This window comes from Ornithinimicrobium ciconiae (assembly GCF_007197575.1).
GTDB classification, from domain to species: Bacteria; Actinomycetota; Actinomycetes; order Actinomycetales; family Dermatophilaceae; genus Ornithinicoccus; species Ornithinicoccus ciconiae.
The window spans coordinates 940,617-965,224 of record NZ_CP041616.1; the positions used below are offsets into that span (position 1 = coordinate 940,617).

The following is a 24,608-nucleotide window of genomic DNA, read 5'->3' on the forward strand; positions in this document are numbered from 1 at the left end:
AATGCCGACGGCCTAGATTGGGGCCAGCCGCACCGACCACCCGAGGAGTCATGCCATGCCCAGCACCGTCAAGGGAGTCATCGCCCGCAGCAAGGGAGCCGATGTCGAGGTCGTCGACATCATCGTGCCTGACCCGGGACCGGGGGAGGCGGTGGTCAAGGTCGAGGCCTGCGGGGTGTGCCACACCGACCTGCACTACCGCGAGGGCGGCATCAACGACGAGTTCCCGTTCCTGCTGGGACATGAGGCCGCTGGCGTCGTCGAGGCGGTCGGCGAGGGAGTCACCGAGGTGGAGCCCGGCGACTTCGTGATCCTCAACTGGCGAGCCGTCTGCGGGCAGTGCCGGGCCTGCGCCAAGGGGCAGCCCTGGTACTGCTTCAACACCGCCAACGCCACCCAGAAGATGACGCTGACCGATGGCACCGAGCTCTCCCCGGCGCTGGGCATCGGCGCCTTCATCGAGAAGACCCTGGTGGCCGCGGGCCAGTGCACCAAGGTCGACCGGGAGGCCTCGGCCGCTGCCGCAGGACTGTTGGGCTGCGGGATCATGGCCGGCTTTGGCGCCGCGGTCAACACCGGTGGGGTCGGTCGAGGCGACTCGGTCGCCGTCATCGGCTGCGGTGGTGTCGGCAACGCCGCCATCGCCGGTGCGGCGCTGGCCGGGGCCACCACGATCATCGCCGTCGACCTGGACGAGCGGAAGCTGGAGGGCGCCAAGAGCTTCGGCGCCACCCACACCGTCAACAGCTCTGGCCGTGACCCGGTCGTGGCGATCCAGGAGCTGACCGGCGGCTTCGGTGCCGACCTGGTCGTCGACGCCGTCGGCCGTCCCGAGACCTACAAGCAGGCCTTCTATGCCCGTGACCTGGCCGGCACGGTCGTCCTGGTGGGGGTGCCCACCCCGGAGATGATGATCGAGCTGCCCCTGCTGGACGTCTTCGGTCGCGGCGGCTCGCTGAAGTCCAGCTGGTATGGCGACTGCCTGCCCTCCCGCGACTTCCCGATGCTCATCGACCTCTATCGCCAGGGCCGCTTCGATCTCGACGCCTTCGTCACCGAGACCATCCCCCTCGAGTCCGTCGAGGCAGCCTTCAGCAAGATGGAGCGCGGCGACGTGCTGCGCTCCGTCGTGATCCTCGACAAGAAGGGAGCGACGGCATGACCGCGCGCATCGACAAGGCAGTGACCAGCGGCACCTTCAGCCTGGACGGCGGGACCTGGGAGGTTGACAACAACGTCTGGGTGATCGGGGACGACACCGAGTGCGTCGTCATCGACGCACCCCACGACGTCGCGCCGATCCGTGAGGTCGTTGGCGACCGCACGGTCAAGGCAGTGCTGCTCACCCACGCGCACGATGACCACATCGGTGCGGTGGGTGACCTCCACGCCGCGACCGGCGCCCCGTCATACCTCCATCCGGAGGACCGGATGCTGTGGGACCGGGTGTATGACGCCAGCCCGGACCACGAGCTCGCTGACGGGCAGACCATCGAGGTCGCCGGAGTGACCCTCCACGTGCTGCACACCCCCGGTCACAGCCCGGGCGCCTGCTGCTTCCACGTGCCGGAGCTGGGTGTGGTCTTCAGCGGCGACACGCTGTTCCAGGGCGGGCCGGGCGCAACCGGGCGCTCGTTCAGTGACTTCGACACCATCGTCGCCTCGATCACCGACAAGCTGCTGACCCTGCCGGAGGAGACGGTGGTGCACACGGGTCACGGTGATGACACCTCGATCGGCGCCGAGAAGCCGCACCGGCAGGAGTGGATCGACCGCGGAGCCTGACGACAGCGCGAGGCCCGGAGCGCGGACCGCAGCCGTATGTTGCGTGCCCAAGTCGACTAGACCCTCACGTCACGTGAGGGTCTAGTCGGTCGCGTATCCTCGATCTCGTGCATCTGATCGACCGTCGTCGCTCCCTGCTGGGGATGCTGCTGAGCACGGTCCTGGTCGGTGCGCTGGCCGCCACCTCCGCCGACGCGGCCACCATGGCCGTCGGCCTGGGCGTGCTGTTGCTGGTGAGCATGACGGTCACCACCAACGCGGCCACGCTGGCGGTGACCGGGTCCGGGGCGGTGATCCCCGGTGCCAACCGCCTTCGCAGGCAGTGGGACCGGACGCCCATCCCGATGCTCGAGCCGGACCTCGCGGGCAAGCCGCAACCGAGGGCTCCGGGGCACACCGCCCCGGAGGTGCCCGTGCTCGCCGCTGCCTGAGCGCTCTGCCGCCTGTCAGCAACGCAACACCTCCGAGACGCTCCCCGTCCCGTTGCTTCCGGAGGTTTCCCATGCTCTCGTTTCTCGACCCTGTGCTCCTGCCCTTCCATCACCTCATCGATGCGACCGCCCAGTGGCTGCCGATGCCCCTGGTGATCGTCCTGCTGACCGTTCTCGTGCGACTGGTGCTGCACCCGCTGAACCGCGCGACCTACCGTGCGACCCTGCACCGCCAACGCCTCGCGCCACAGCTGTAGGAGGTGCGGGCCAAGCACGGCAAGGACCCCGAGCGTCTCCAGAAGGAGATGCTGGAGCTGCACCGTCGCGAGGGGGTCTCACCGGTGGCGGGATGCCTGCCTGCGCTGGTGCAGATGCCGGTCATCATGGTCGTCTACCGCTTGTTCTCGGCACCACAGATCGCGGGGCAGGACAACGCGCTGCTGCACCACACCCTGTTCGGTGCGCCGCTGACGGCACACCTGGCCACGGCGGGGACCGGCCTGCCCGTGTTTCTCGGGCTCATCGCCATCTCCCTGGTCGTGGCCTACCTGACGATGCGCCAGACGCGGGCCTCCTTGATCGCCCCCGCACCGGGTGGGGACCCTGCCCAGGCTCAGGTCGCCGAGACGATGCAGCAGGTCATGTCGTGGCTGTCCTTCGGCTCGGTCTTCGCCGTTGCGGTGCTGCCGCTGGGCACCGGGCTCTATCTGGTCACGAGTGCTCTGTGGACCTTGCTCGAGCGGTATGCCGTGCGTCGTCTCGTCACGCTCTAGCCACTAGCGCAGGGCGCTTGGCGGGAGCAGACTTGGGTGACCCACTGCAGGAGGTGTGCCCATGACCCAGCCGGAGCTCCAGCGGGAGCTGATCCTCGACCCCATCGTCGCGACGCGCCACGTTGACGTCGACCCCGTGCACGCCTTCGAGGTGTTCACGGAGCGTTTCGGTGACTGGTGGGACCCGCGGCTGACCCCGGACCCACGCTCCTTCGAGGGTGCGGACGTGGAGGAGGTCGAGGGCGGGGTGGTGGCCCTGCACCACGACGGTGAGGACTATCCGATCGGTGAGGTGCTCGAGTGGGAGATCGGCGTCTGCTTCGCGATGAGCTTCCACCTGGCCCTGCCACGGGACCATCCGACCACGCTCACCGTCGACTTCACCCCGGCCGACGGCGGCACGCTGGTCACCCTCACCCACGGCGGGTGGGAGGAGGACAACGCCCGTGCGCGTCGCACGTTCACCGAGTGGCCCCATCTGCTCGAACGGTTCGCCGCGACGGCCGTCAGCGACTGACTGCGTCAGAGCCAGAGGGTCGACCTGCCTGCCGGGGCCGGGCTCAGACCCAGCCGTGGTCCTGGGCCACGGCGCGTGCCTCGGCCCGGTTCCGGGTCCCGGTCTTGCCGATGGCCGAGGACAGGTAGTTGCGCACCGTGTGCTCCGACAGGTAGAGCCGGGCGGCGATGTCGGCCACGGTGGCACCGCCACCGGAGACCTGCAGGACCTCCTGCTCCCGCGCGGTCAGCGGGTTGTCTGGAGCACGAAGTGCCGCCAGCGCCAGATCGGGCTGCACCACGATGTCCCCGGCCAGAGCCCGCCGGATAGCTGCGGCCAACTGGTCCACCGGGTCGTCCTTGACGAGGAACCCACGTGCTCCTGACGTCATCGCGCGACGCAGATAACCCGCCCGGGCGAACGTCGTCACGATGATCGCCACACAGTCAGGGTGGTCCGCCGCCAACTGGGGCAGGGCGTCCAGACCGCTGCCCCCGGGCAGGTCGATGTCGATCAGGGCCACGTCGGGCCGGTGCTGGGCCACGGCGGGCAGGATCTCGTCGCCCCGACCGATCTGCGCCACGACCTCGAGGTCAGGCTCGACGTCCAGGAGCGAGGCCAGGGCGGACCGGAGCATCCCCTGATCCTCCACGAGCAGAATGCGGGTGACAGCCTTATCGGCGTCGGTCATGGGTGCTCCTGCCGACCACGGCGACCGGCGTCAGCAGCCTGCGGGGAACGGGTGGTGGCGTGGGGCACCTCGGCGGCGAGCGTGAAGCCTTCCGGTCGCCGCTCGACGGTCACGGTGCCGCCGCGCTCCGCCAGCCGCTCCCGTAGCCCGGTGAGGCCGGTGCCGGTCCGGCTCCCGCGATGCCCGGTGGGAACGGAGCCGGTCGGCATACGCTCTGGGGTGCTGTGTCCGTCATCGGCAACGGTGACGCGGGCCCACCCCGGGTCCAGCTCCACCTGGATCCGACAGGTGGTGGCACCCGAGTGCTGCAGCACATTGGTGGTCGCCTCGCGCACCGCCCACGCGAGCTGGCGCTCGGCGCCGGGGTCAAGTCCGTGGGGCACGTGACCGATGTCCGGGCGGATCTCGCCAGCGCGCAGCGCCGCCGCGGCTCGGGAGATCTCGTCCTCCAGGCCACCCTCGCGGTAGCCGGCGACCGCCTGTCGCACCTCGGTGAGCGCAGACCGGCCAAGGGTCTCGATCTCAGCGCCGTGCGCCGCGGCAGCGGCGGGGTCGGTCTCGGCGAGGCGGCGCACCGCCTCGGCCTTGACCACGACGACCGACAGGGTGTGGCCGAGCAGGTCGTGCAGGTCGCGGGAGAAGCGCTGCCGCTCGGCGCTCACTGCGGCCTCGGCGAGCTGGACCCGGGTGGCGTCCAGTTCACGGATGGTGGCGGTCAGGTAGTGCATGACGAAGGTGCCCATCCCGCTGAGCACCGTCGTGACGCCGAGCCAGCTCGCCAACCCCCAGCCCCAGCCCGCGACGAGCCCGGTGATCGCTGCGGCACAGCCGATGAGCACGACCACCGCCGGCGCGACCCGTGAGGGGAGCACGACGGCTGTCGCGATCGCCACGAGGGCCACGCCCATGAAGGCGAGCTCGGAGGCGGGCACGGTGCGCACCGTGGCCACCATGATGACCACGAGTGCCGCCAGCAGACCGAGCGGGGCCCAGGCGGGTGGGGTGAGTCGCCGCAGCGGGGGAGGGCGGTAGACGCTGACGATGCTCACGGCGAATGCTGCGCACGCGGACAGCAGGAGCACCATGTCCCGCCACTGGCGCTCCTGAGCCGCGGCGATGACGTAGGCGCCGAGCAGCAGGGGCGCCCAGATCAGGATGAGCCACGAGCCGTAGCGCGCCAGCGGGCTGCGGGAGTGCCGCGCCGGCGGACCGAGGCAGGCGTCGGACGACTGGTGCCGTTCGTCCAGGGGTGCCACGCCGTTCCACATTACGCTCACTTCCGTCCGGCGGAACCCTGAACGGGCAGGGCCACCAGGAGGATGGCGGCGACGACGACGTGGAGCACAGTGAGCACGACGGTTGCGGCCGTTGTCTGGGCGAGGGTCAGCGGGCCGGCCAGGGAGAGCAGGGCCACGGTGGTCGCGGTCCAGCGCCAGATGGTGGTTCCCCGTCCGGAGATCCGCTGCAGCACGGCCAGCAGGGCCCAGCCCAGCAGGCCGACGATGATGGTCGAGCTGACGATGGCTCCGGCGGAGACCAGCCTCGTGGCATCGCCGCCGGGGGTCGTGAGCACTTCAAGGTCGACGCCTAGGACGGGATCGGCAACGAGCCAGGTCAGGAGTGCGGCCACGGTGGCGACCGCGACGACGAGTGGATGTCTCTGCGTCGAGGCAGACCGCTGGGCCATCGGCCCTGTTGTGGTCGGTTTCGTTCCAGTCATGGCGGTGGCGGGTGTCGAGGGGTCTTCACGGAGTTGGTTTCGCATGACCTCAACGCTAGGAAGCCCGCTGTCGCCGGGGTAGAAGGCGATGTCCTGGGTCTGGCAGGACATCTGTCCTGTGCCACGCAGCTGCCCGCCGTCGCGGGTGGGGGTGACGGCTGTGTGGGCGGTGGTGACGCAAGCGTGCGGGACCAGCGCGAAGACGCAGGTAGCCTTACGCGGGTGAGCCTGCGCCTGTATGACACCGCCACCCGTGAACTGCGGGACTTCGAACCCGTCGAGCCGGGTCGGGTGGGCCTCTACATCTGTGGACTCACGACTCAGGGTGTGCCGCACATCGGTCACGTGCGCTTCGCGGTGGCCTTCGACATCCTGCGGCGCTGGCTGGTCCGCGGCCACGGCTACGACGTGACGCTGGTGCGCAATGTCACCGACATCGACGACAAGATCCTCAACAAGTCGGCCGAGCACGACCGGCCCTGGTGGGCGTGGAGCTACACCCACGAGCGGGCAACGACCCAGGCCTTGGAACGACTCGGGGTGCTGCCCCCGACCTATGAGCCGCGCGCCACCGGGCACATCTCCGAGATGATCGAGCTCATCGACCTGCTCATCGAGCGTGGTCACGCCTATCCGGCCGCCGACGACAGCGGAGACGTCTACTTCGACGTGCGCTCCTGGCCCGACTATGGCGAGCTGACCCACCAAAAGCTCGACGACATGGAGCCGGCCACCGACGCTGACCCCCGCGGCAAGCGCGACCCCCGCGACTTCGCGCTGTGGAAGGGTCACAAGCAGGGAGAGCCGGAGACCGCCAGCTGGCCCACCCCCTACGGTCGCGGGCGCCCGGGATGGCACCTGGAGTGCTCGGCGATGGCCCGCAAGTACCTCGGCGACACCTTCGACATCCACGGTGGCGGGGTCGACCTGCGTTTCCCGCACCACGAGAACGAGCAGGCGCAGTCGCGGGCGGCCGGGCTCGGCTTCGCCCGCTATTGGATGCACAACGCCTGGGTCACCCTCAGCGGCGAGAAGATGAGCAAGTCGCTGGGCAACACGTTGACCGTCGCCGAGCTGACCAAGACCGTGCCACCGCTCGTCCTGCGCTACTACCTGGGCGCCGCGCACTACCGGTCCACCATCGAGTATGGCGACCGCTCACTGGAGGAGGCCCAGGCCGCGGTCGAGCGGATCGAGGGCTATCTGCAGCGCGCGCTGGAGGTGGTTGGAGAGTCGCCCGAGACACTCCGCGACGAGGCAGCGGGCACGGACGTGCCGCAGGGCTTCGCGGACGCACTGGATGACGACGTCAACGTGCCGGAGGCGCTCGCCGTCCTGTTCGGCGCGGTGCGTGAGGGCAACAAGACCCTCGAGCAGGCGGGCGGGGCCGATCGGGCGACGGTGCGGCATACGCTCCTGGCGGTGCTGGCGATGACCGACGTGCTGGGCATCAGTCCCTTCGACCCGATCTGGGGTGCCTCCGGCGCCACCGGAGCCAGCGACGCGGTCCTCGACGCGCTGGTGCGCGCTCAGCTGGACGCCCGGGCCGCAGCACGGGCCGACCATGACTTTGCCACCGCCGACAGCATCCGCAACCAGCTCGCGGACGTCGGCGTCATCATCGAGGACACCCCGGCCGGCGCCCGTTGGTCGCTGGCCTCCGACGCAGGGACGAGGTAGACCATGGCAGGCAACTCCCAGCGCAAGGGCGCGGTCCGCAAGGCCGCCAAGAAGGGACCGCAGGTCGGCAGCGGCGGACAGCGGCGCAAGGGGCTGGAGGGCCGCGGCCCGACGCCCAAGGCGACGGAGCGCACCGGGCACGCGGCCGCCCGGCAGGCGGGCCGCCAGGAACGGGCCGACGCACCCCGGCGACCGCAGCGACGCAGCAGCCCCAAGGCGTCGACCGAGATCGTGGCCGGCCGAAACTCGGTGCTGGAGGCCCTGCGCACCCACGCGCCCGCCACTACCTTGTTCGTCGCCTCCCGCATCGACTCTGACGACCGCGTGCGCGAGATCATCAAGCTGGCCGGCGGGCAGGGGGTCGCCATGCTGGAGGCTCCCCGCGGTGAGCTTGACAGGCTCACCGACGGATCGGTCCACCAGGGTGTGGCGCTGCAGATCCCGCCCTACGACTATGCCCACCCCGAGGACCTGCTCAACGTCGAGCTGCCCGGCACCCCCCTGATCGTGGCGCTGGACGGCATCACCGATCCGCGCAACCTGGGGGCCATCATCCGCTCGGTCGGTGCGTTCGGGGGGCACGGTGTCGTGGTGCCGGCCCGTCGCTCGGCGGGCATGACCGCGGCCGCCTGGAAGACCTCGGCAGGGGCGGCGGCACGGGTCAGGGTGGCTCAGGCCACCAACCTCACGCGCGCCCTGGAGGACTATCGCCGGGCCGGCTTCTTCGTGATCGGACTCGATGCCGACGGAGACGTGGACCTGCCCGGCCTGGAGTTGGCCGACCAGCCCCTGGTCGTGGTGGTGGGCTCGGAGGGCAAGGGTCTGTCCCGGTTGGTGCGGGAGACCTGCGACCAGATCGTGTCCATCCCGATGGCCGGGATCACCGAGTCGCTCAACGCCGGCATCGCCGGAGCGGTCACCCTCTATGAGATCGCGCGGCAGAGGCGACGCTGAGATGGCCAGGGTCCGGGCAGCCACGCGCGGTCTCGTCCTGGTCGAGGGACGCCTGCTGGTGACGATGCTGCACGGGCGGACCGGCGAGTTCTGGCTCACGCCCGGCGGCGGCCAGCACTTCGGTGAGACCAAGGAGGAGAACGTCGCGCGCGAGGTCCTGGAGGAGACGGGTTACCGCGTCCGCGTGGGCGACCTGGCCTGTGGCCGCGACTACCTCGGCGCCCGCCACTTCCCGGACTGGGACACCGGCTTCCAACAGACGGAACTGTTCTTCTGGTGCCACCTGCTCGATCCCGACCCCGACCCGGCGGCCGTCGAGCACGACACCCACCAGACCGGGGTCCAGTGGGTGCCGGTCCCGGAACTCATCGGGTCCCCGCTGTATCCGCGACGCCTGGCCACCTGGCTGCAGGAGGACCCCGAGACCCGTCCGACCTGGCTCGGGGACGTCAACTGAGTCAGTCGCTGTGCGACATGGGTGCCCCAGCGCCCAACACGCCACAGCGATAGCGGAACTGTGCGCGACACGCGGCAGCGGTCGCGGAGCTGTGTGCGACATGGGTGCCCCAGCGCCGGACACGCCACAGCGGTAGCGGAGCTGTGCGCGACACGCGAGATGGTGGGGCAGTCGGTGCAGCTGTCGGAGCGGTCAGCCCTTGGTGCGGATTGGGATCTCCTGGGTGTCCAGCCCCAGGACCGCCACCTCGTCCGGCTTGCTCGGCAGGACGGTCGCCACGTAGTCCTCGACGGCATGCTCCAGGGGCACGTCCTGGTCGGCGCGTTCGGAGAGATACCACCGGTGCTCGAGCAGCTCGTGGAACAGTTCGGCGGGCTCCAACTTGCTGCGCAGCTCCGGAGGGACGGTGCGGGTGACTGGCTCATAGATGCTGGCCAGCCAGTCGTGGGCGACGAGCTCCTCGTCCTCGTTCTGCCGGTCCTGCGAGGCGCTGTAGGCATCCAGGTCGTTGAGCAGACGCCGGGCCTGGTTCTCCTCCACGTCCAGTCCGGTCAGCCTCAGCAGGCGCCTGCTGTGGTGTCCGGCGTCCACGATCTTGGGCTCGATCTGGATGTGGGTGCCGTCCAGGTCGGTGCTCATCTCCAGCTCGCCGACGTCGAAGCCCAGGTTGTTGAGCCGGCGGATCCGCTCATCCACCCGCCACCGGTCGCCGTGCTCGAAGCGCTCGGTGGCGGTCAGCTCGCGCCACAACAACTCGTAGCGGTGCATCAGCCGGTCCGCGATCTCCAGGGCGTCGGCATCCTCGGCAAGCAGCTCACCCGCGGCCAGGTCCATCAGCTCACCGGCGATATTGCCGTGAGCGATGGTCAGGTCGTGGTTGCGCTGGCCGTTGCTGAGCTGGTTGTGCACCTCGGCCGTCTCGGCGTCGACCAGGTAGGCGGCGAACTCACCCGCGTCCCGGCGGAACAGGGTGTTGGACAACGAGACGTCGCCCCAGTAGACCCCGCCCAGGTGCAGACGCACCAGCAGGACGGCCAGTGCATCCAGCACCCGGCGGGCAGTGTCGGGACGCAGCCGCTGGCTGAAGATCGCCCGGTAGGGGAGCGAGAACTTCAGGTGCTGGGTGACCAGACACGCATCCAGCTCGTGGCCCTGCGCGTCGGTCCGCCCCGCGATCACGGCCAGCGGCTCGACAGCGGGCTGCCCGAGACGGCGCAGCAGCTGCAGGGTCTGATACTCCCGCTGGGCGAGCTCAGCCTTGATCTCCTTGACCGCGATGACCCGCCCGGACAGCCGCACGAAGCGCACCACGTGCCGGGAGATACCGCGGGGGAGGGCGGCCAGATGATGCTCTGGCCAGTCCTCCAGCGGCACGTCCCAGGGCAGGTCGAAGATCGCCGGATCCGGTCGGGCGGCGGTGATCTGCAGGGCCATGACGGTCGTCCTGGGTCTTGGTCGGTCAGTCGCCGAGGCGCAGGCCGGACACAGCGTCGAACACGTGCAGGTGGTCCGACTTGGGCACGAAGTGCACCACCTCACCCTTCATCGGTGGCGTGCGGCCGTCGACGCGGGCGATGAACGGCTTGTCGTCGGCCGCTGCACCCGGCGACCGGCCATAGACGTAGGCGTCGGCGCCGAGCTCCTCGACGACGTCCACCTCGATCGGCAGGCCGGTGCCGTCCGTGGACAGCACGAGGTCTTCCGGGCGGACGCCGACCACGACACGGTCGCTGGCCCCGGCCAGCGACTCGCGGGGGACGGGCAGGTCGTAGTCCGGCAACCGGACGCCCCCCTCACTGACCGAGCCCTCCATCAGGTTCATGGCCGGGGAGCCGATGAAGCCGGCGACGAAGACGTTGTCCGGGTGGTCATACATCCGGCGGGGAGGGTCGCATTGCTGCAGGATGCCGTCCTTGAGGACGGCGACGCGGTCCCCCATCGTCATGGCCTCGACCTGGTCGTGGGTGACATAGACGGTGGTGACGCCGAGCCGCCGCTGCAGGGACGCGATCTGGGTGCGGGTCTGCACGCGCAGTTTGGCGTCGAGGTTGGACAGCGGCTCGTCCATCAGGAAGACCTGGGGCTGGCGCACGATCGCGCGACCCATCGCCACCCGCTGCCGCTGACCGCCGGAGAGTGCCTTGGGCTTGCGGTCCAGGTAGGGCTCGAGGTCCAGGATCTTGGCAGCCTCCTCGACGCGCTGACGGATCTCGTCCTTGGACTTGCCTGCGATGCGCAGCGCGAAACCCATGTTGTCCGCCACTGTCATGTGGGGATAGAGCGCGTAGTTCTGGAAGACCATCGCGACGTCACGGTCCTTGGGCGGGAGGTCGGTGACCTCGCGGTCGCCGATCAGGATGCGTCCGTCGTTGACCTCCTCCAGTCCGGCGAGCATCCGCAGGCTGGTGGACTTGCCACAGCCGGAGGGCCCGACGAGGACGAGGAACTCGCCGTCGGCGATCTCGATGTCGAGGGAGTCCACGGCCGGGGTGTCCGAGCCGGGATAGATCCTGGTGGCCTTGTCGAAGGTCACAGTTGCCATAAGGGGACTTCTCCTTCACCGGCAGGAACGTGCCGGACGATCCGTTGTAAAGGACGGTCCCGTCGGCGGGTGCCGACGGGCAGTAGCCGGGGCAGGTGTGCCCCGAGAGTCCCGACCCGTGAGGGCCGGTCACCGGCGGCACTGCCCGTGACTGAGAGTCACCGTACTCCATCTGCAAGATTTTGCAGTTTCTGTAAGGTTGGTGTCATGCTATCCCACGCCGAGTCCGGCTAGCCCCCGTCCTGTTCGGACGAGCACCGGCTGCGGCCACCGCGAGCCCCGCGGAGGACCTTGTTCGAAGGAGAGCACATGAAGCGCACGACCGGCGCGATCGCGATGGCAGGTATCACTGCCCTGTTGCTGACCGCCTGCGGTGGCGACACCGAGTCCGACGACCCGAGCTCGACGACCCCGGCCGCGGAGGACGGTGCCGAGGAGCCTGCGGGTGATGACGCCGAGACCACCGACGACGGCGATGCCGCCGGCGAGACCGAGGGGGACGCCGCAGGGGAGACCGCCGGCGCCCCGGCTGCCTCTGACGGCACCAGCCTGGTGATCTGGGCAGACGACCTGCGCGCCGCGGCGATCCAGCCGCTGACCGAGACCTTCACCGCTGACACCGGCGTCGAGGTCAAGGTCCAGATCGTGGCGCAGGACAAGCTGCGTGAGCAGTTCAAGGACGCCGTGGGTCAGGGCGCCGGTCCGGACATCACCATCGGTGCGCACGACTGGCTGGGCGAGCTCGTCCAGAACAACGTGGTGGCCCCCGTGCAGATCGCCCCGGACGTGGCCGAGCAGTTCGTGCCCGAGTCCATCGAGGCCGTGACCTTCGAGGGCCAGCTGTATGCCGTGCCCTACTCGGTCGAGTCCCTCGCCCTGATCCGCAACACCGATCTGGCCCCGGAGGCCCCGGCCTCCATGGAGGAGCTCGTCGCCAACGGCGAGGCCCTCGTCGAGGCCGGCGACACCGAGCTGATCCTCGCCCAGGAGCTGGGCAAGGAGGGCAACGCCTACTCGATGTACCCGTACCTGTCCGCCTATGGCGGTGGCATCTTCCCGCTGCTGGACGAGGGTGGCTTCGACGGTAGCGAGGCCATCCTCGACTCCCCGGAGACCCTCAAGGGCGCGGAGAAGCTGGGGTGGCTCGGCGAGGTCGGTGCGCTGAGCACCAACCAGGACGCCTCCAACGTCATCCCGAACTTCGTCGACGGCAAGGCGGCCTACATGGTCTCCGGCCCGTGGGCGATCGAGCAGATCACGACCGGTGGCATCAACTACGCGATCGACCCGATCCCGGACTTCGAGGACGGCGGCGCAACCGCTCCGTTCCTGGGCGTCCAGGCGTTCTATGTCTCTGCCGAGTCGCTGAACCCGCAGATCGCGCAGACCTTCGTGCAGGAGTACGTCCCCACGGAGGAGATCCAGGTCGGGATGTTCGAGGCTGACCGTCGTCCCCCGGCCCTGAGCGCCGCGGCCGAGCAGGTCCAGTCCGCTGACCCGGACATCGAGGCGTGGGCAGCTGCCGCTGAGGGCGGGGTCCCGATGCCAAACATCCCGCAGATGAACGCCGTCTGGGGCCCGCTGGGCAAGGCGACCGCCGACATCGTCGACGGTGACGACCCCGCCGAGCGCATGGGAACGGCCCAGACCGAGGTCGCGGGCACGCTGACCAGCAAGTAGTCACACCTGGGGTGGAGTATGCCGACGCGCCCGTCGGCATACTCCACCCGTCGGTTGCACGTGCCCAACGCCGTGGACCGCCCTCCGACACCGTCGTCACCCTGGAGCCCAGATGTCGCAAGCCCCCGTCGGCACGCCGACTCCGACCCCACCGTGGGTCGTTGCAGTCAAGTGGTTGTTGATCCTGCTCACCCTGCTGGGGTGCACCTATCTGGCCTGGCGTGCCGTCGAGGGCGGGTCCTGGATCATCGTGACGGTCGCGGCCTTCATCGCGATGGCGGTGCTGGTGGTCTACTCCAGCCGCCGCGGCATCACCCTGAAGTATCTGCTGCCCGGACTCATCCTGCTGACCCTCTTCCAGGTCTGGCCGATCGCCTACACGGTGGCAACCGCGTTCACCAACTACGGCGACGGGCACTCGCTGTCCAAGGAGGAGGCGATCGAGGCCATCCAGGCCCAGTCGGTGCGCCCCGAGCCGGACTCGGCCCGCTACGGACTGTCCGTGGCCATTCCCGAGGCTGACACCATCGCCACGGCAGAACTCTCCTTCCTGCTGACCAGGCCCGCCGCGGAGGACGCGGACGCAGACAACATCCTGGACGGACAGGAACTCTTCGTCGGCACGCTGGAGGGACTTGAACCCCTGCCCGTCGACGGGGTCACGCTGCGGGGCAATGGCACCATCGCCACCGCCCCGGGATTTCAGGTGCTGACCCTGGTCGAGGCCAACCAGCGCGCTCAGGACGTCTCGGAGTTCGCGGTGCCCATGGAGGGCGATGCCGGGATCAAGGCGGCCACCGGCACCCAGGCCTTCGTCGGCCGGGCGACCACGACCTACGACGAGGCCACCGACACGATGACCACGATCGAGGGTCGGGTCTATGTGGCAGACGAGGGCAACTTCGTGCCCCAGGACGGGCAAGGAGCCGCCCTGCCGACGGGGTGGACCGAGAATGTCGGCTTCGACAACTTCACCTCGATCTTCACCGACTCGGGCCTGCGCAACGGCTTCCTCAAGATCTTCCTCTGGAACCTGGTCTTCCCGCTGGTCAGCGTCGGCTCGACGTTCATCCTCGGCATGCTGCTGGCGCTGTTGTTCAACGACCCACGGCTGAAGGGCAAGGGGATCTACCGGTCCCTGCTGATCCTTCCCTATGCCCTGCCGATCTTTGTGACCGCGATCGTCTGGGCGGCCATGTTCAACCAGGACTTCGGCATGATCAATGACATCACCGGGCTGAATATCGACTGGCTCGGTGATCCCTGGGCGGCCAGAGCCGCGGTGCTGATCACCAACCTGTGGCTCGGCTTCCCCTATATGTTCCTGATCTGCACCGGGGCGCTGCAGTCGATCCCCGGGGACGTTAAGGAGGCTGCCTCGGTTGACGGGGCTGGCCCGGTCCGGACGCTGATGTCGATCACGATGCCGTTGCTGCTGGTGGCTGTGGGCCCGCTGCTCGTGGCCTCCTTCGCCTTCAACTTCAACAACTTCGGTCTGATCTATCTGCTGACCGGCGGTGGTCCGTTCGATGCCACCAACAGCCAGGTGGGCAATACCGACCTGCTGATCACCTTCGCCTACCGTCTGGCGCTGGAGTCGGGAAGCCCCAATATCGGGCTCGCCTCGGCCGTCAGCATCATCATCTTCCTGCTGGTCGGAGCCCTGAGCTATGCCGGGTTCCGCCAGTCCAAGGCTCTCGAAGAGGTGAACTGAGATGACTCAGCCTGCCGCGGGCGCGCCCGGCGCCGTCCCCGCCGAGGCCGCGATCCCGACGACCGAGACTGACGCGGTCGAGGTCCGTCCGGTCGGTCAGAAGCCGCGCACCGGTGTCTGGTGGCGGCACGCGCTGGCCATCCTGGCGCTGGTCTGGGCGCTGTTCCCGGTGATGTTCGTGGTCTCGGCCGCGCTCAACCCCGCCGGCACGCTGAACAGCGCCTCCCCGATCCCGACGTCCTTCTCGCTGAAGAACTTCACCGATCTGTTCGACTCGGCGACCTTCCCGTTCTGGAGCTGGTTCCAGAACTCGCTGATCATTGCCGGCCTGGGCACCTTCTTCCAGGTCTTCATCGGTGCCGCGTCGGCCTTCGCCTTTTCCCGCCTGCGGTGGAAGGGGCGACGCCCGGGACTGCTGGCCCTGCTGCTGTCCCAGATGTTCCCGGCGCTGCTGGCCTTCCCGGCGCTCTACCTGATGTTCCTGCGCATTGGTGAGGTGATCCCGAGCATCGGACTCAACACGCTGTGGGGTCTGCTGTTGGTCTATCTGGGCGGCTCGATGGGCGCGAACGTCTGGCTGCTCAAGGGCTACTTCGACACCATCCCCAAGGAGCTCGACGAGGCCGCCATGATGGACGGCGCCAGCCACGCACGGATCTTCTTCACGATGACCCTGCGGCTGGTCGCACCCATCCTCGCGACGGTGGGCATCCTGGCGTTCGTGGCGCTGTGGGGCGAGTTCATGCTGGCCAGCATCTTCCTGCTCGACCAGGAGCGCCGCACCCTCGGCGTCGGGCTCTACTCGCTCAACCTGGCCGACCGCAACAAGTACTTCGGGATGTTCTGCGCCGGGGCGCTGATCGCCTCGCTGCCTCCTGTGGCGGTCTACCTGTCCCTGCAGAAGCAGCTCATCGGCGGGCTCACCCAGGGCTCGGTCAAGTAGTGCCAGTGACCAGCGAAGGTGCCCGATGAGCCGGCTCGCGGACCTGGCCCAGCACGCGGGCGTCAGTGAGGCGACGGTGAGCCGGGTGCTCAACGACCGTCCAGGCGTGGCGCCGGCGACCCGGCAGGCCGTCCTCACCGCGCTCGACGTGCTCGGCTACGAACGCCCCAGCAAGCTGCGCCGCAACAGTGCCGGCCTGGTCGGCCTGGTGGTGCCCGAGCTGACCAACCCGATCTTTCCCGCCTTTGCGCAGGCGGTGGAGACCCGGCTGGCGGCCGCCAACTACACCCCGGTCCTGTGCACCCAGGTGCCCGGTGGGATGCACGAGGACGACTACGTCCAGATGCTGCTCGACCGCGGCGTGGCCAGCATCATCTTCATCAGCGGCTACCACGCCGACACCAAGGCCGGGATCGAGCGCTACGTGGCGCTGCGTGAGCGGGGACTGCCGATCGCTCTGCTGAACGGCTGGCGCGCCGGCATCGAGGCAAGCTTCATCTCCAACGACGACGTCGCGGGGATGCACCTGGCGGTGCGGCACCTGCGCGATCTCGGGCACACCCGCATCGCGCTGGCCACCGGCCCGGCCCGCTACGTGCCGGTGCAGCGCAAGACTGACGGCTACCGGGCCGCGATGGATGAGCTCCTGCCGGGGGCGGAGCAGTTCGTCCAGAAGACCCTCTTCACGGTGGAGGGCGGCGCGGCTGCCGGGCGGAAGCTCTTCGAGCAGGGTGTCACCGCCGTGGTCTGCGGCTCGGACATCATGGCGCTGGGAGTGGTGCGCGCGGCGCGCCAGGACGGACTCCGCGTGCCCGAGGACGTCTCGGTGATCGGATCCGATGACTCGCAGCTGATCGGCTTCACCGACCCGCCGCTGACGACCGTGCGGCAGGACGTCGAGTCGATGAGCGAGGCCGCCGTGACCGCCATCCTGGAGGAGATCCAGGGCGAGGAGGTCGTGCACCGCGAGTATCTCTTTGCCCCAGAACTGATCCTGCGTCGTTCGACCGGTGCGGCCCCCACGACCTGAGCCGGGGACGCCGTGACTCGTGGTCAGCGGGCGTTGCGCATCGCCCACAGCGCGCGCAGCAGCCTGAGCACCGCACGCTCGTTGTCCACCCGATGACGGGCCAGGGTCTGGCCAGGGCCCACGCGCACGGTCAGGTCGGTCGGCGCTAGGTCCTGAAAGGCTCGCTCGTCCGTGACGTCGTCGCCGACATAAAAGGTGGCGTCGACCTGCCGGGCAGCAGCCAGGTCGCGCAGGGCGACCCCCTTGCCGACGTGTCGGACGGCGAGCTCCAGGACCTGTTTGCCGGGAGTGGCCTGCAGGTCCGGGTGGCGGCCGGCCACGTCCTGGCCGGCACGCAGCGCGGTGGCCGCCGCGTCCTCGGGCAGACCCCGGGTGTGCAGCACCAGCGAGTGCGGTTTGCGCTCGAGGCGGGCCAGCGGATGGGCGCGCAGCACGTCGGTGAGCTCGGCCTCAAGAGCGGCGAAGCGAGCCCGCTCACGGGGGCCCGGTTGCGGAGCGGGCTCCTCGTAGGAGGTTTCCACGCCGTGACTGCCCACGAGCAGGACCGGATCGGACACGCCCGTGAGCTGACGCAGGGTCGACAGGTCCCGTCCCGAGACCACAGCCACCACCGTGTCCGAGAGGCGAGCCAGGTCGGTGAGCACGTCCAGGCTGCCCGGCAGGGCCCGCGCGGCCATGGGTTCGTCGACCAGCGGGGCGAGGGTGCCGTCGAAGTCGACGGCGATCAGGACCCGGGGGAGGGTCGCGAACTGCTCCAGCGCCTGGAGCAGCGCAGTTGCCCCGCTCATCCGCGGGACGGCTTCCCGGGGGCGGCTTCCAGCGCGTCGAGGTAGCGACGGGCCCAGGCGTGCACATCATGGGTGCGCACCCGTCGACGCATGGCCAGCATGCGCTTGCGCAGTGCGGCCGGGTCCTCGCGCATGGCGCGCAGGATGGTCTGCTTCAGGCCGACGATGTCGTGCGGGTTGCACAGGAACGCCTGGCTCAGCTCCTGAGCGGCACCGGTGAACTCGCTGAGGACCAAGGCGCCGCCACCGTCCCAGCGACTGGCGGCATACTCCTTGGCGACGAGATTCATGCCGTCCCGCAGGGGGGTGACCAGCAGGACGTCGGCGGCGAGATAGAGCGCGGCCATCTCCTCGCGGGGGTAGGAGTGGTGCAGATAGTGCACGGCGCTGGCCCCGATGCCGGAGAAGTCGCCGTTGATCCGGCCCACCTGTCCATCGATCTGACTGCGCAGCTCCTGGTAGGCCCGCACCCGCTCACGGCTCGGCGTCGCGATCTGCAGCAGGGTGACGTCCGGCGTGGTGATCTCTCCGTCAGCAAAGAGCTCGGAGATCGCTCGCAGCCGGTGCCGGATGCCCTTGGTGTAGTCGAGACGGTCCACGCCCAGCAGCACCGTCTGCGGATCGCCGAGGGATGCCCGGATCTCGGCGGCCCGGTGGCGCACCGCCGGCTCCCTGGCGAGCTCGTCCATGGAGGTGAAGTCGATCGAGATCGGCACCGCGCCCGTGCGGACCCGGCGCGGCTCCGCGCCCAGCAGGTCGTCGTCGGCACCGGCCCAGGAGACGACGTCTCCGGTGGAGGTGGTGCCCAGGAGCTGATGGCAGGCCCGCATGAAGTTGCCGGCGTCGTTGGTGCGCTGGAAGCCCAGGAAGTCGGCGCCGAGGAGGCCGCGGAGGACGGAGCGGCCCCAGGGCAACTGCCCAAACAACTCGACCGGCGGGAACGGGATGTGGTTGAACCAGCCGATCCTGAGGTCGGGGCGCGCTGCCCGGAGCATGCTGGGCACCAGCTGGAGCTGGTAGTCGTGGATCCACACCGTCGCTCCCGGGGCGGCCAGGTCGGCGACCGCCTCGGCGAACCGGGTGTTGATGCGCTCGTAGGCGGCCCACCACCGGCGTCGGTAGCGCGGCGGCACGATGACGTCGTGATAGAGCGGCCACAGGGTCTCGTTGCTGAAGCCCTCGTAGTAATCCTGGATCTCGGTGACGGTCAGCATCAGCGGGTGCAGTCGGATGCCGTCCCGGTCGAAGGGGGCGATCTCGTCGGTGGGGTCGCCGGCCCACCCGACCCAGGCGGCCCGGCGTCCCTGCATCACCGGGTCCATGGCGCTCACCAGCCCGCCGGGGCTGGTCTGCCAGTGCGCCGAACCATCTGCCTCGACGACCCGGTCGACCGGCAGGCGGTTTGCCGCCACGACGAAGTCGAAGGTGCCTGCCGCGGAAACCAAAACCACTCCTGTGCCGTCATATGGCCGTCAGATCGCGAGGACGAACGGTCATCAGGTCGTGAGGGAAACCATCCTGGTGCCCCGATCGTTGCTGTCCTTCGAGCCTAGTCGGAGCCCTGGCATCCCGCGATCCGCGGGGTGGTGGGCACGCGAGTTGGCACTGTTGTGACCAGGAGACGCAATACGGTGGAGACCATGAGCCCGGAGACCACGCCCCTCGGTGGGCACGCCGAGGGTGTCCCGCAGACGCCACGGCGTCTCGGGATCTACACCCTCGGCAGGCGCCTGGGTGAGGGTGGCATGGGCGTCGTCTATCGCGCCCGGCCCGATGGCGGACCCGAGGACGGCAGCAGGGACGTGGCCATCAAGGTGCTGCGCCCGCACATCGCCCACGACCCCGATGCCCGGACCCGGCTCTCCCGCGAGGTGGCCACCCTGTCGCGGGTCAGCAGTCCACGGGTCGCCGCTGTCCTGGACGCCGACACCGAGGGCCCGGCGCCCTATATCGTCACCGAGTTCGTCCCCGGGCCACCGCTGGACCACGTGGTGTCCGCGGAGGGGCCGGTCACCGGTGCAGCCCTGGTGGACCTCGGACGCGGCCTCTCCGAGGCGTTGACCGCGATCCACGGCGTCGGGATCGTCCACCGCGACCTCAAGCCGGGCAACGTCCTCATGGTCGGCCCCGACCCGGTGGTGATCGACTTCGGCATCGCGCAGGTCGCCGACGACGTCCGGCTGACGATGACCGGACTGGTGATGGGCACACCTGGTTATCTCTCGCCCGAGGTCGTCGAGGGCGGTGCCGTCACCGAGGCGACCGACTGGTGGGGCTGGGCGGCAACCCTCGCCTTCGCCAACAGCGGCACGCCGCCGTTTGGTCGTGGGCCCATGAGCGTCGTCCTGGATCGGGTGATCCGCGGCCGCACCCAGCTCGACGACGTCGACCCCGCGATCCGCCCGCTGCTCGCGGCCGCCCTGGACCCAGAGCCCGAGCGACGGCCACACAGCGACGAGGTCATGCGCGCGCTGGAGCTCTACGCCGCTCACCGTCCGGTGACCGAGGCGCTGACCGTGCGGGTCCGGAGCGCAGGTGTGCGCCCTGCCCCGGATGCTGATGACACCCAGGTCCATGCCAGGACCGATGCCGTTTCCGGCGACAGCTGGTCGCCGCACACGGCGGTGACCCCGCGGGTGGACCCGACACGCGTCCAGCCGATGGCGCCCACTCCCCAGACCCGTCAGGCGCCGCTCCAGCGACCAGCCGGGCAGGGTGCCGGACAGGCCGGACCTGCCGGAGGGTATGCCGCACCGCTGGGACGCTCCTATCCTGCCCCGGCCGGTCAGCCGAATGGGCCGGGCGCCGGACAGCGCACGGCGGGAAGCGCTCCTCGCCCGAGCAGCCCGCAACCGGTCCACGGCAATCAGGGGCCCTACGCCTCGCAGGGCCCCGTGCCTTACACGGCCGGCGGGCAGTCGCCCTACGCCGCCCCGGGGCCCCAGGGCTTCGGCCAGCCGGCACGCGGCCCGGACCCACGCATCGGACGACCGATGCGCACCGGGACCCTGGCCACCGGACTGGTGGCGTTGGTCGGCATCGCCGCCGTGGCGCCGCTGCTCGCCTGGGGACTGCTGGTCATCTGGTCGGTCGCGGCTCGAGCGGTCGACCACGTGGTGACCTCTCTGGTGCTGCGTCGCCACGAGGCCGGCCCACGCCGCTCGGACATGCCGGTCACTGTGCTGACCAGTCCCTGGCACCTGTTCGTGGCGGCCCTGTCCACCGGGCTGGCACTGTTGCTCCCGGTCGCGTTCGCCATTGCGGCGACCGTCATCACCGCAGGGGGACTGACCGAGTCCGGACTGCTGCAGGTGGGCGTCGCCGACTCGCTCCCCATGGCGGTGGGCAGCCTGCTGGGCATGCTGATGGCCTGGTGGGGGCCCGGCGGGCTCGCCCTGCGCCGCGGCTCCCGCACCATGGTGCGCTCTGTGCTGCCGCACCCCACGATCACCACCGCGGTGGCTGGTGTGCTGCTCGTCGGCGGTCTGGCACTCCTGGTCTGGGCGCTGCTCCAGGGCAACCAGGTGTCCTGGTGGCCGACCACCTGGGATGCACCGCCGTTCCTGGACCTGATCCCGCAGGCACTTCGGCCCTGAAGTTTTTTCCGGGGCGTGACCTGCACAGAAGTCTCGATTGTCCACAACCTGCCTCCGCTAGGGCCACAACTGTGGTTAGTCTGGGCACTTCGGTTCGCCCCCTGCGGACCACAACTGCATAGGCCAGAGCACACCCACGGCGTGTGCCCCTGAGGCGCCGAACCTCGTCACCAGGGCACGCATCCCGGACCGTCCGGGCGCCAGACGAGGATGGGGAACCCACCATCGACGCCCGCTGCGGCGTCTTGGGGTGAAGCCGCGTCAGCGGCCGGGCACCTGACCGCCCGAACCCGACAGCTAACTCCGTAGGCGCACTGTCAGGAAGGTTCATCCACCATGGCAACTGCCAAGCATCGCGCACCCCGCAAGCCCATCGCCCGACGAGTCGGAGGACTGACCGTCGCCGCTGCCGTGGCTGTGGCGGGCATCGGTCTCACCGCCCCGGGTGCCAGCGCCGAGTCCGTCTGGGACCGCGTCGCCGCCTGTGAGTCCGGTGGCAACTGGTCGATCAACACCGGCAACGGCTTCTATGGGGGTCTCCAGTTCCACCCCCAGACCTGGACCGGGTTCGGCGGTGGCGCCTACGCCCCCTATGCCCACCAGGCCACCAAGTCCCAGCAGATCACCATCGCCCAGAAGGTCCTCGCGGTCCAGGGCCCGGGCGCCTGGCCGGTCTGCTCCGTGCGAGCCGGGCTGACGCGGGACAACGGCGGTGCCACCCCCGCTCCGAGTCCTGCGCCCGCCCCCGCCCCCGCCCAGCCGAGGGACAACGGCTCCGCCTCACGCGGCGGGGGGCACTCAGCGATGGCGCCACTGGCGCGCGACGGCATCCGCGGACCGCTGACCACCACGGCCATCCAGCGCTGGGTCGGCACCTACCAGGACGGCATCTTCGGTCCGATCACGACGCGGGCCCTGCAGACCAAGGTCGGTGCCTATCCCGACGGGATCTGGGGCCCGAAGTCCCAGGCGGCGCTGCAGGACTACCTCGGCCTCTCCCGCGACGGGTCGACCTTCATGAACTACCGGACGGTCCTCGCCCTGCAGAAGCACTTGAACGCCAACGTCATCGGCTGAGCTGACCGCGACGTTGCGCGCCCGGTGCGAGTCCCTGGCACCGGGCCCGCAACGTTTCGGCCAAGGCGGTGCGGATGCCGACAGGCAGGTAGCATCGTCGTCGTTGCCGCCCGCCGTGGTCGGCTCCTGCGTCGCTGCCCAGCAGCGGCACGCCCCTGTAGCTCAGTTGGTAGAGCATCCGCCTTGTAAGCGGACGGTCGCGGGTTCGACTCCTGTCGGGGGCTCCAACGGTCAGTGTCGAGGAGAGGTATGCCGGGTGGGTGGCATGGCCCTGGTGCGGCCTGGTCGGCCATCGCGGTGCACGTGCACGCATCCTTCACACGTGCCCGCGCGGGAGCGTGAAGGATGCGTTCAGCTGCATGGATCGCGGGTGCCCGCGCCGGGTCACCGTCGCGGCAGATACCACCCAGAGCCGGTGCCGGTGGCGTAGCCGGTGAGGCCACGCCCCGGGTCAGCGGTGCGGTCGAGCGGAAGGTCCAGGTCGTCACCATCGACGGGTCGGAGATGGTCGGGTCTCCGACGAGCTCCCACGCAGTGTTGCCCAAGGATCCGTACTGTCCAGCTGGGACGAAGGAGAAGGCCTGGTCCTGAGGAGTCAACGTCATGGTGACAGTCACTACCGAGGCCGTGCCAGCACCGGCGCGGGACAGGGACACCGGCACGGTGGTGGTCAACACTTCACGACCGGGGTCGGCCTGGGTGCGTGGGACGGTCCTCCTGGTGTCGTAGGTCGTGGCGTGGGCGAAGGGGCCGACCCACGTGTGCCAGCTCCTCGGGGCGTCAGGCCGCGAGCAACGGTCCCGAACGGAGACGCCTCGAACGTGACCGGCCCGATGTTGGCGGCCGTCAGATGCGATAGCGAGTTGGACAGGGCGATGCACTGTCCCTGGTTCGGGAACAGCGTGCCGAAGTCTTGCCAGCCGTCGGCCATGCAGTCGGCTCTGGACAGCGAAGCCGTCTCCAGCCGGAAGAAGCCGAACGAGCCGGCTGTCGGTGCCGTTCCAGATGGCCTTGTTCACGAAGTCCAAGGAGTGCGAACCCGGGGCCACATAGAAGACGCCATGGCCGAATGTCGGGTCGGCCATCGAGGCGTCGGCACGGGCGATGTCCGACAGGTAGAACCTGGTCGGACAGGTGTTGAACTCTATGGCCACCACTTCCACGCCGTCGCGCCAGGCCTGGGGTCGTTCGGCCAGCCAGGTCTTGAACGCCTTCTTGGAGCGGCCCTCAACCATGTCCAGTAACCGTGCTGGGCCGGTGCCCTCACGCACAGGGGTGAGGTCGATGATGACGGTGACGAACTTGTCGCCCTTGCGAGTATGCCGCCAAGCGTGCTCATCGACGCCGATGACCTGGACCCCGTCGAGGCGGTGCGGGTCGTCGATCAGAACACGCTTGCCCTCGGTCAGCACCGCGTCGTTGGCCGCGCTCCAGGACACCGCCAGACCTTCGGCGACCCTCGTCACGGTCAGGCGCTGGCACACGATGGCAACCAACGCCCAGGTCAGCCCGGCCCGGGAGATCTTCGCCCGCGGCTCGGCCGCCTTGGTCGTGTCCTGGCGCCACACGTGCCCACACCCGGTGTACTTGTACCTGCGCACCGTGACCAGCAACGTCGTCGGTCGCCACCCGAACGGTTCGTGCGCCAACCGACGGACCACGGTGTCCCGCGGTACGCCCTGGCTGCCGCAGTTATGGCACCAGTCATCCGGTTCCACCACCCGGCAGGTCAGCACCGCACGCTCGGGCTCGATCAGCTGACCGGTCACCTCCAGGCCGAGCTCGTCCAGCCCGGTGAAGGTCGTCAAGTCAGGGGTCGTAAAGGTAGCGTCAGGCATCGTCGAGGTCTTCCTTGGTGGGCCAGTGTGAGAACTCCCATCATCGGAAGACCTGGACCCTCACCCCGACACCGACGCGCCCGCCCCGCCCGCCAAACTCAGCACCCCAGCCCTACACCCTCGTTCGTGAAGAGCCGGTTGACGGTCCCTTGAGGTGGTGTTAGCGTCGTGAGCGCGCCGCAGTCTCGTCAAGGGTACGGGACCCTCGGGGAAGGAGGCGCAACATGTTTGGGGTTCTCATGCGTGGGTTTGGGATCTTGACTGCGGGCGTCATGTTGGCCGTTTCTTTGGCCATGCCTGCCGCGGCCCACTACTACCACCCTGGAAAGGGTTGCTCAGCGAACCAGCAGATCCTTATAGAGTCTCGGAGTGCAGGTCAAACCTACCACCAGAAAGAGGTGGGCAGTTACATA

General features: G+C 69.3%; 23 protein-coding genes, 1 tRNA gene, 1 pseudogene and 1 riboswitch. Of the genes and pseudogenes, 17 read left to right on the plus strand and 8 right to left on the minus strand.

Annotated features, from left to right (window positions below; translation table 11 throughout):
- The first annotated feature begins 55 nt into the window (after positions 1 to 55).
- The 6 genes from FNH13_RS04275 to FNH13_RS04300 all read left to right on the plus strand — a co-directional run bounded on the left by FNH13_RS04275 (position 56) and on the right by FNH13_RS04300 (position 3,506).
- Complete coding sequence (locus FNH13_RS04275) at positions 56 to 1,162, plus strand: S-(hydroxymethyl)mycothiol dehydrogenase (RefSeq protein ID WP_143782328.1); 1,107 nt, start codon at positions 56 to 58, stop codon at positions 1,160 to 1,162.
- Positions 1,159 to 1,785, plus strand: a complete 627-nt coding sequence (locus FNH13_RS04280) for an MBL fold metallo-hydrolase (RefSeq protein ID WP_143782329.1) — start codon at positions 1,159 to 1,161, stop codon at positions 1,783 to 1,785. The genes FNH13_RS04275 and FNH13_RS04280 overlap by 4 nt, the downstream gene beginning before the upstream one ends.
- A 107-nt stretch (positions 1,786 to 1,892) precedes the next feature.
- Positions 1,893 to 2,216, plus strand: coding sequence for a DUF6412 domain-containing protein (locus tag FNH13_RS04285; RefSeq protein WP_143782330.1), 324 nt, complete (start codon positions 1,893 to 1,895; stop codon positions 2,214 to 2,216).
- 71 nt (positions 2,217 to 2,287) lie between these two features.
- Positions 2,288 to 2,473, plus strand: coding sequence for a hypothetical protein (locus FNH13_RS04290; protein ID WP_143782331.1), 186 nt, complete (start codon positions 2,288 to 2,290; stop codon positions 2,471 to 2,473).
- A 3-nt stretch (positions 2,474 to 2,476) separates the two neighbouring features.
- Complete coding sequence (locus tag FNH13_RS04295; protein WP_143782332.1) at positions 2,477 to 2,989, plus strand: YidC/Oxa1 family membrane protein insertase; 513 nt, start codon at positions 2,477 to 2,479, stop codon at positions 2,987 to 2,989.
- Positions 2,990 to 3,050: 61 nt separating this feature from the next.
- Positions 3,051 to 3,506: an SRPBCC domain-containing protein gene (locus FNH13_RS04300; RefSeq protein ID WP_143782333.1), complete on the plus strand. Its 456-nt coding sequence runs from the start codon at positions 3,051 to 3,053 to the stop codon at positions 3,504 to 3,506.
- 43 nt (positions 3,507 to 3,549) lie between these two features.
- Here the strand turns inward: FNH13_RS04300 and FNH13_RS04305 are convergent, their stop codons facing one another.
- Genes FNH13_RS04305 through FNH13_RS04315 form a run of 3 tightly spaced genes read right to left on the minus strand, consistent with a single transcriptional unit; the run spans position 3,550 to position 5,863 of the window.
- Positions 3,550 to 4,176 carry a response regulator transcription factor gene (locus FNH13_RS04305; RefSeq protein WP_143782334.1) on the minus strand — a complete coding sequence of 209 codons (627 nt, stop codon included), beginning with the start codon at positions 4,174 to 4,176 and terminating at the stop codon, positions 3,550 to 3,552.
- On the minus strand, positions 4,173 to 5,432 hold the full coding sequence (locus FNH13_RS04310) for a sensor histidine kinase (RefSeq protein ID WP_165700016.1): 1,260 nt from the start codon (positions 5,430 to 5,432) through the stop codon (positions 4,173 to 4,175). Before FNH13_RS04310 ends, FNH13_RS04305 begins: the two co-directional genes overlap by 4 nt.
- 17 nt (positions 5,433 to 5,449) lie before the next feature.
- Positions 5,450 to 5,863, minus strand: coding sequence for a DUF6069 family protein (locus FNH13_RS04315; protein WP_165699938.1), 414 nt, complete (start codon positions 5,861 to 5,863; stop codon positions 5,450 to 5,452).
- A 255-nt stretch (positions 5,864 to 6,118) separates the two neighbouring features.
- On the opposite strand from FNH13_RS04315, the gene cysS reads away from it, so the two are divergent.
- Genes cysS through FNH13_RS04330 form a run of 3 tightly spaced genes read left to right on the plus strand, consistent with a single transcriptional unit; the run spans position 6,119 to position 8,987 of the window.
- A complete protein-coding gene (cysS, locus tag FNH13_RS04320) occupies positions 6,119 to 7,576 on the plus strand; it encodes a cysteine--tRNA ligase (protein ID WP_202878865.1) in 1,458 nt (485 codons plus the stop codon).
- A 3-nt stretch (positions 7,577 to 7,579) separates the two neighbouring features.
- Complete coding sequence (gene rlmB, locus FNH13_RS04325) at positions 7,580 to 8,530, plus strand: 23S rRNA (guanosine(2251)-2'-O)-methyltransferase RlmB (protein ID WP_143782338.1); 951 nt, start codon at positions 7,580 to 7,582, stop codon at positions 8,528 to 8,530.
- 1 nt (position 8,531) lies between these two features.
- Positions 8,532 to 8,987, plus strand: a complete 456-nt coding sequence (locus FNH13_RS04330; protein ID WP_165700017.1) for an NUDIX domain-containing protein — start codon at positions 8,532 to 8,534, stop codon at positions 8,985 to 8,987.
- Between the two features lie 192 nt (positions 8,988 to 9,179).
- On the opposite strand, the gene FNH13_RS04335 is transcribed toward FNH13_RS04330, so the two are convergent.
- Entirely contained in the window at positions 9,180 to 10,421 is a 1,242-nt protein-coding gene (locus FNH13_RS04335; RefSeq protein ID WP_143782340.1) for a DUF4032 domain-containing protein, read from the minus strand.
- 25 nt (positions 10,422 to 10,446) lie between these two features.
- Complete coding sequence (locus tag FNH13_RS04340) at positions 10,447 to 11,529, minus strand: ABC transporter ATP-binding protein (RefSeq protein ID WP_143782341.1); 1,083 nt, start codon at positions 11,527 to 11,529, stop codon at positions 10,447 to 10,449.
- 309 nt (positions 11,530 to 11,838) lie between these two features.
- Between FNH13_RS04340 and FNH13_RS04345 the strand changes: the two genes are divergently transcribed.
- From FNH13_RS04345 to FNH13_RS04360, 4 genes are all read left to right on the plus strand, one after another.
- Positions 11,839 to 13,209, plus strand: a complete 1,371-nt coding sequence (locus FNH13_RS04345; RefSeq protein WP_143782342.1) for a sugar ABC transporter substrate-binding protein — start codon at positions 11,839 to 11,841, stop codon at positions 13,207 to 13,209.
- 112 nt (positions 13,210 to 13,321) lie between these two features.
- Positions 13,322 to 14,923, plus strand: coding sequence for an ABC transporter permease subunit (locus FNH13_RS04350; protein WP_143782343.1), 1,602 nt, complete (start codon positions 13,322 to 13,324; stop codon positions 14,921 to 14,923).
- Between the two features lies 1 nt (position 14,924).
- A complete protein-coding gene (locus FNH13_RS04355; protein WP_143782344.1) occupies positions 14,925 to 15,866 on the plus strand; it encodes a sugar ABC transporter permease in 942 nt (313 codons plus the stop codon).
- Between the two features lie 25 nt (positions 15,867 to 15,891).
- Positions 15,892 to 16,896 (plus strand): LacI family DNA-binding transcriptional regulator, encoded by a 1,005-nt coding sequence (locus tag FNH13_RS04360; protein ID WP_143782345.1) that lies wholly within the window; start codon positions 15,892 to 15,894, stop codon positions 16,894 to 16,896.
- Positions 16,897 to 16,919: 23 nt separating this feature from the next.
- On the opposite strand, the gene otsB is transcribed toward FNH13_RS04360, so the two are convergent.
- Together otsB and FNH13_RS04370 are read right to left on the minus strand one after the other, a co-directional pair.
- Positions 16,920 to 17,684, minus strand: a complete 765-nt coding sequence (gene otsB, locus FNH13_RS04365; protein WP_143782346.1) for a trehalose-phosphatase — start codon at positions 17,682 to 17,684, stop codon at positions 16,920 to 16,922.
- On the minus strand, positions 17,681 to 19,135 hold the full coding sequence (locus FNH13_RS04370; protein WP_165700018.1) for an alpha,alpha-trehalose-phosphate synthase (UDP-forming): 1,455 nt from the start codon (positions 19,133 to 19,135) through the stop codon (positions 17,681 to 17,683). Before FNH13_RS04370 ends, otsB begins: the two co-directional genes overlap by 4 nt.
- A gap of 189 nt (positions 19,136 to 19,324) precedes the next feature.
- Here FNH13_RS04370 and FNH13_RS04375 point away from each other — a divergent pair, with 189 nt between their 5' ends.
- The 4 genes from FNH13_RS04375 (at position 19,325) to FNH13_RS19715 (ending at position 23,086) form a co-directional block, all read left to right on the plus strand.
- Positions 19,325 to 21,280: a serine/threonine-protein kinase gene (locus FNH13_RS04375; RefSeq protein WP_143782348.1), complete on the plus strand. Its 1,956-nt coding sequence runs from the start codon at positions 19,325 to 19,327 to the stop codon at positions 21,278 to 21,280.
- A 188-nt stretch (positions 21,281 to 21,468) separates the two neighbouring features.
- Positions 21,469 to 21,608: riboswitch (cyclic di-AMP (ydaO/yuaA leader) on the plus strand.
- A gap of 8 nt (positions 21,609 to 21,616) precedes the next feature.
- Positions 21,617 to 22,357 (plus strand): transglycosylase family protein, encoded by a 741-nt coding sequence (locus tag FNH13_RS19805; RefSeq protein ID WP_143782349.1) that lies wholly within the window; start codon positions 21,617 to 21,619, stop codon positions 22,355 to 22,357.
- Between the two features lie 151 nt (positions 22,358 to 22,508).
- Positions 22,509 to 22,584, plus strand: a tRNA-Thr gene (locus FNH13_RS04385).
- 376 nt (positions 22,585 to 22,960) lie between these two features.
- Positions 22,961 to 23,086, plus strand: a complete 126-nt coding sequence (locus tag FNH13_RS19715) for a hypothetical protein (RefSeq protein ID WP_267873006.1) — start codon at positions 22,961 to 22,963, stop codon at positions 23,084 to 23,086.
- A 428-nt stretch (positions 23,087 to 23,514) separates the two neighbouring features.
- Here the strand turns inward: FNH13_RS19715 and FNH13_RS19940 are convergent.
- A pseudogene (locus FNH13_RS19940) lies at positions 23,515 to 24,195 on the minus strand (transposase); the annotation flags it as partial.
- Between the last annotated feature and the right edge of the window lie 413 nt (positions 24,196 to 24,608).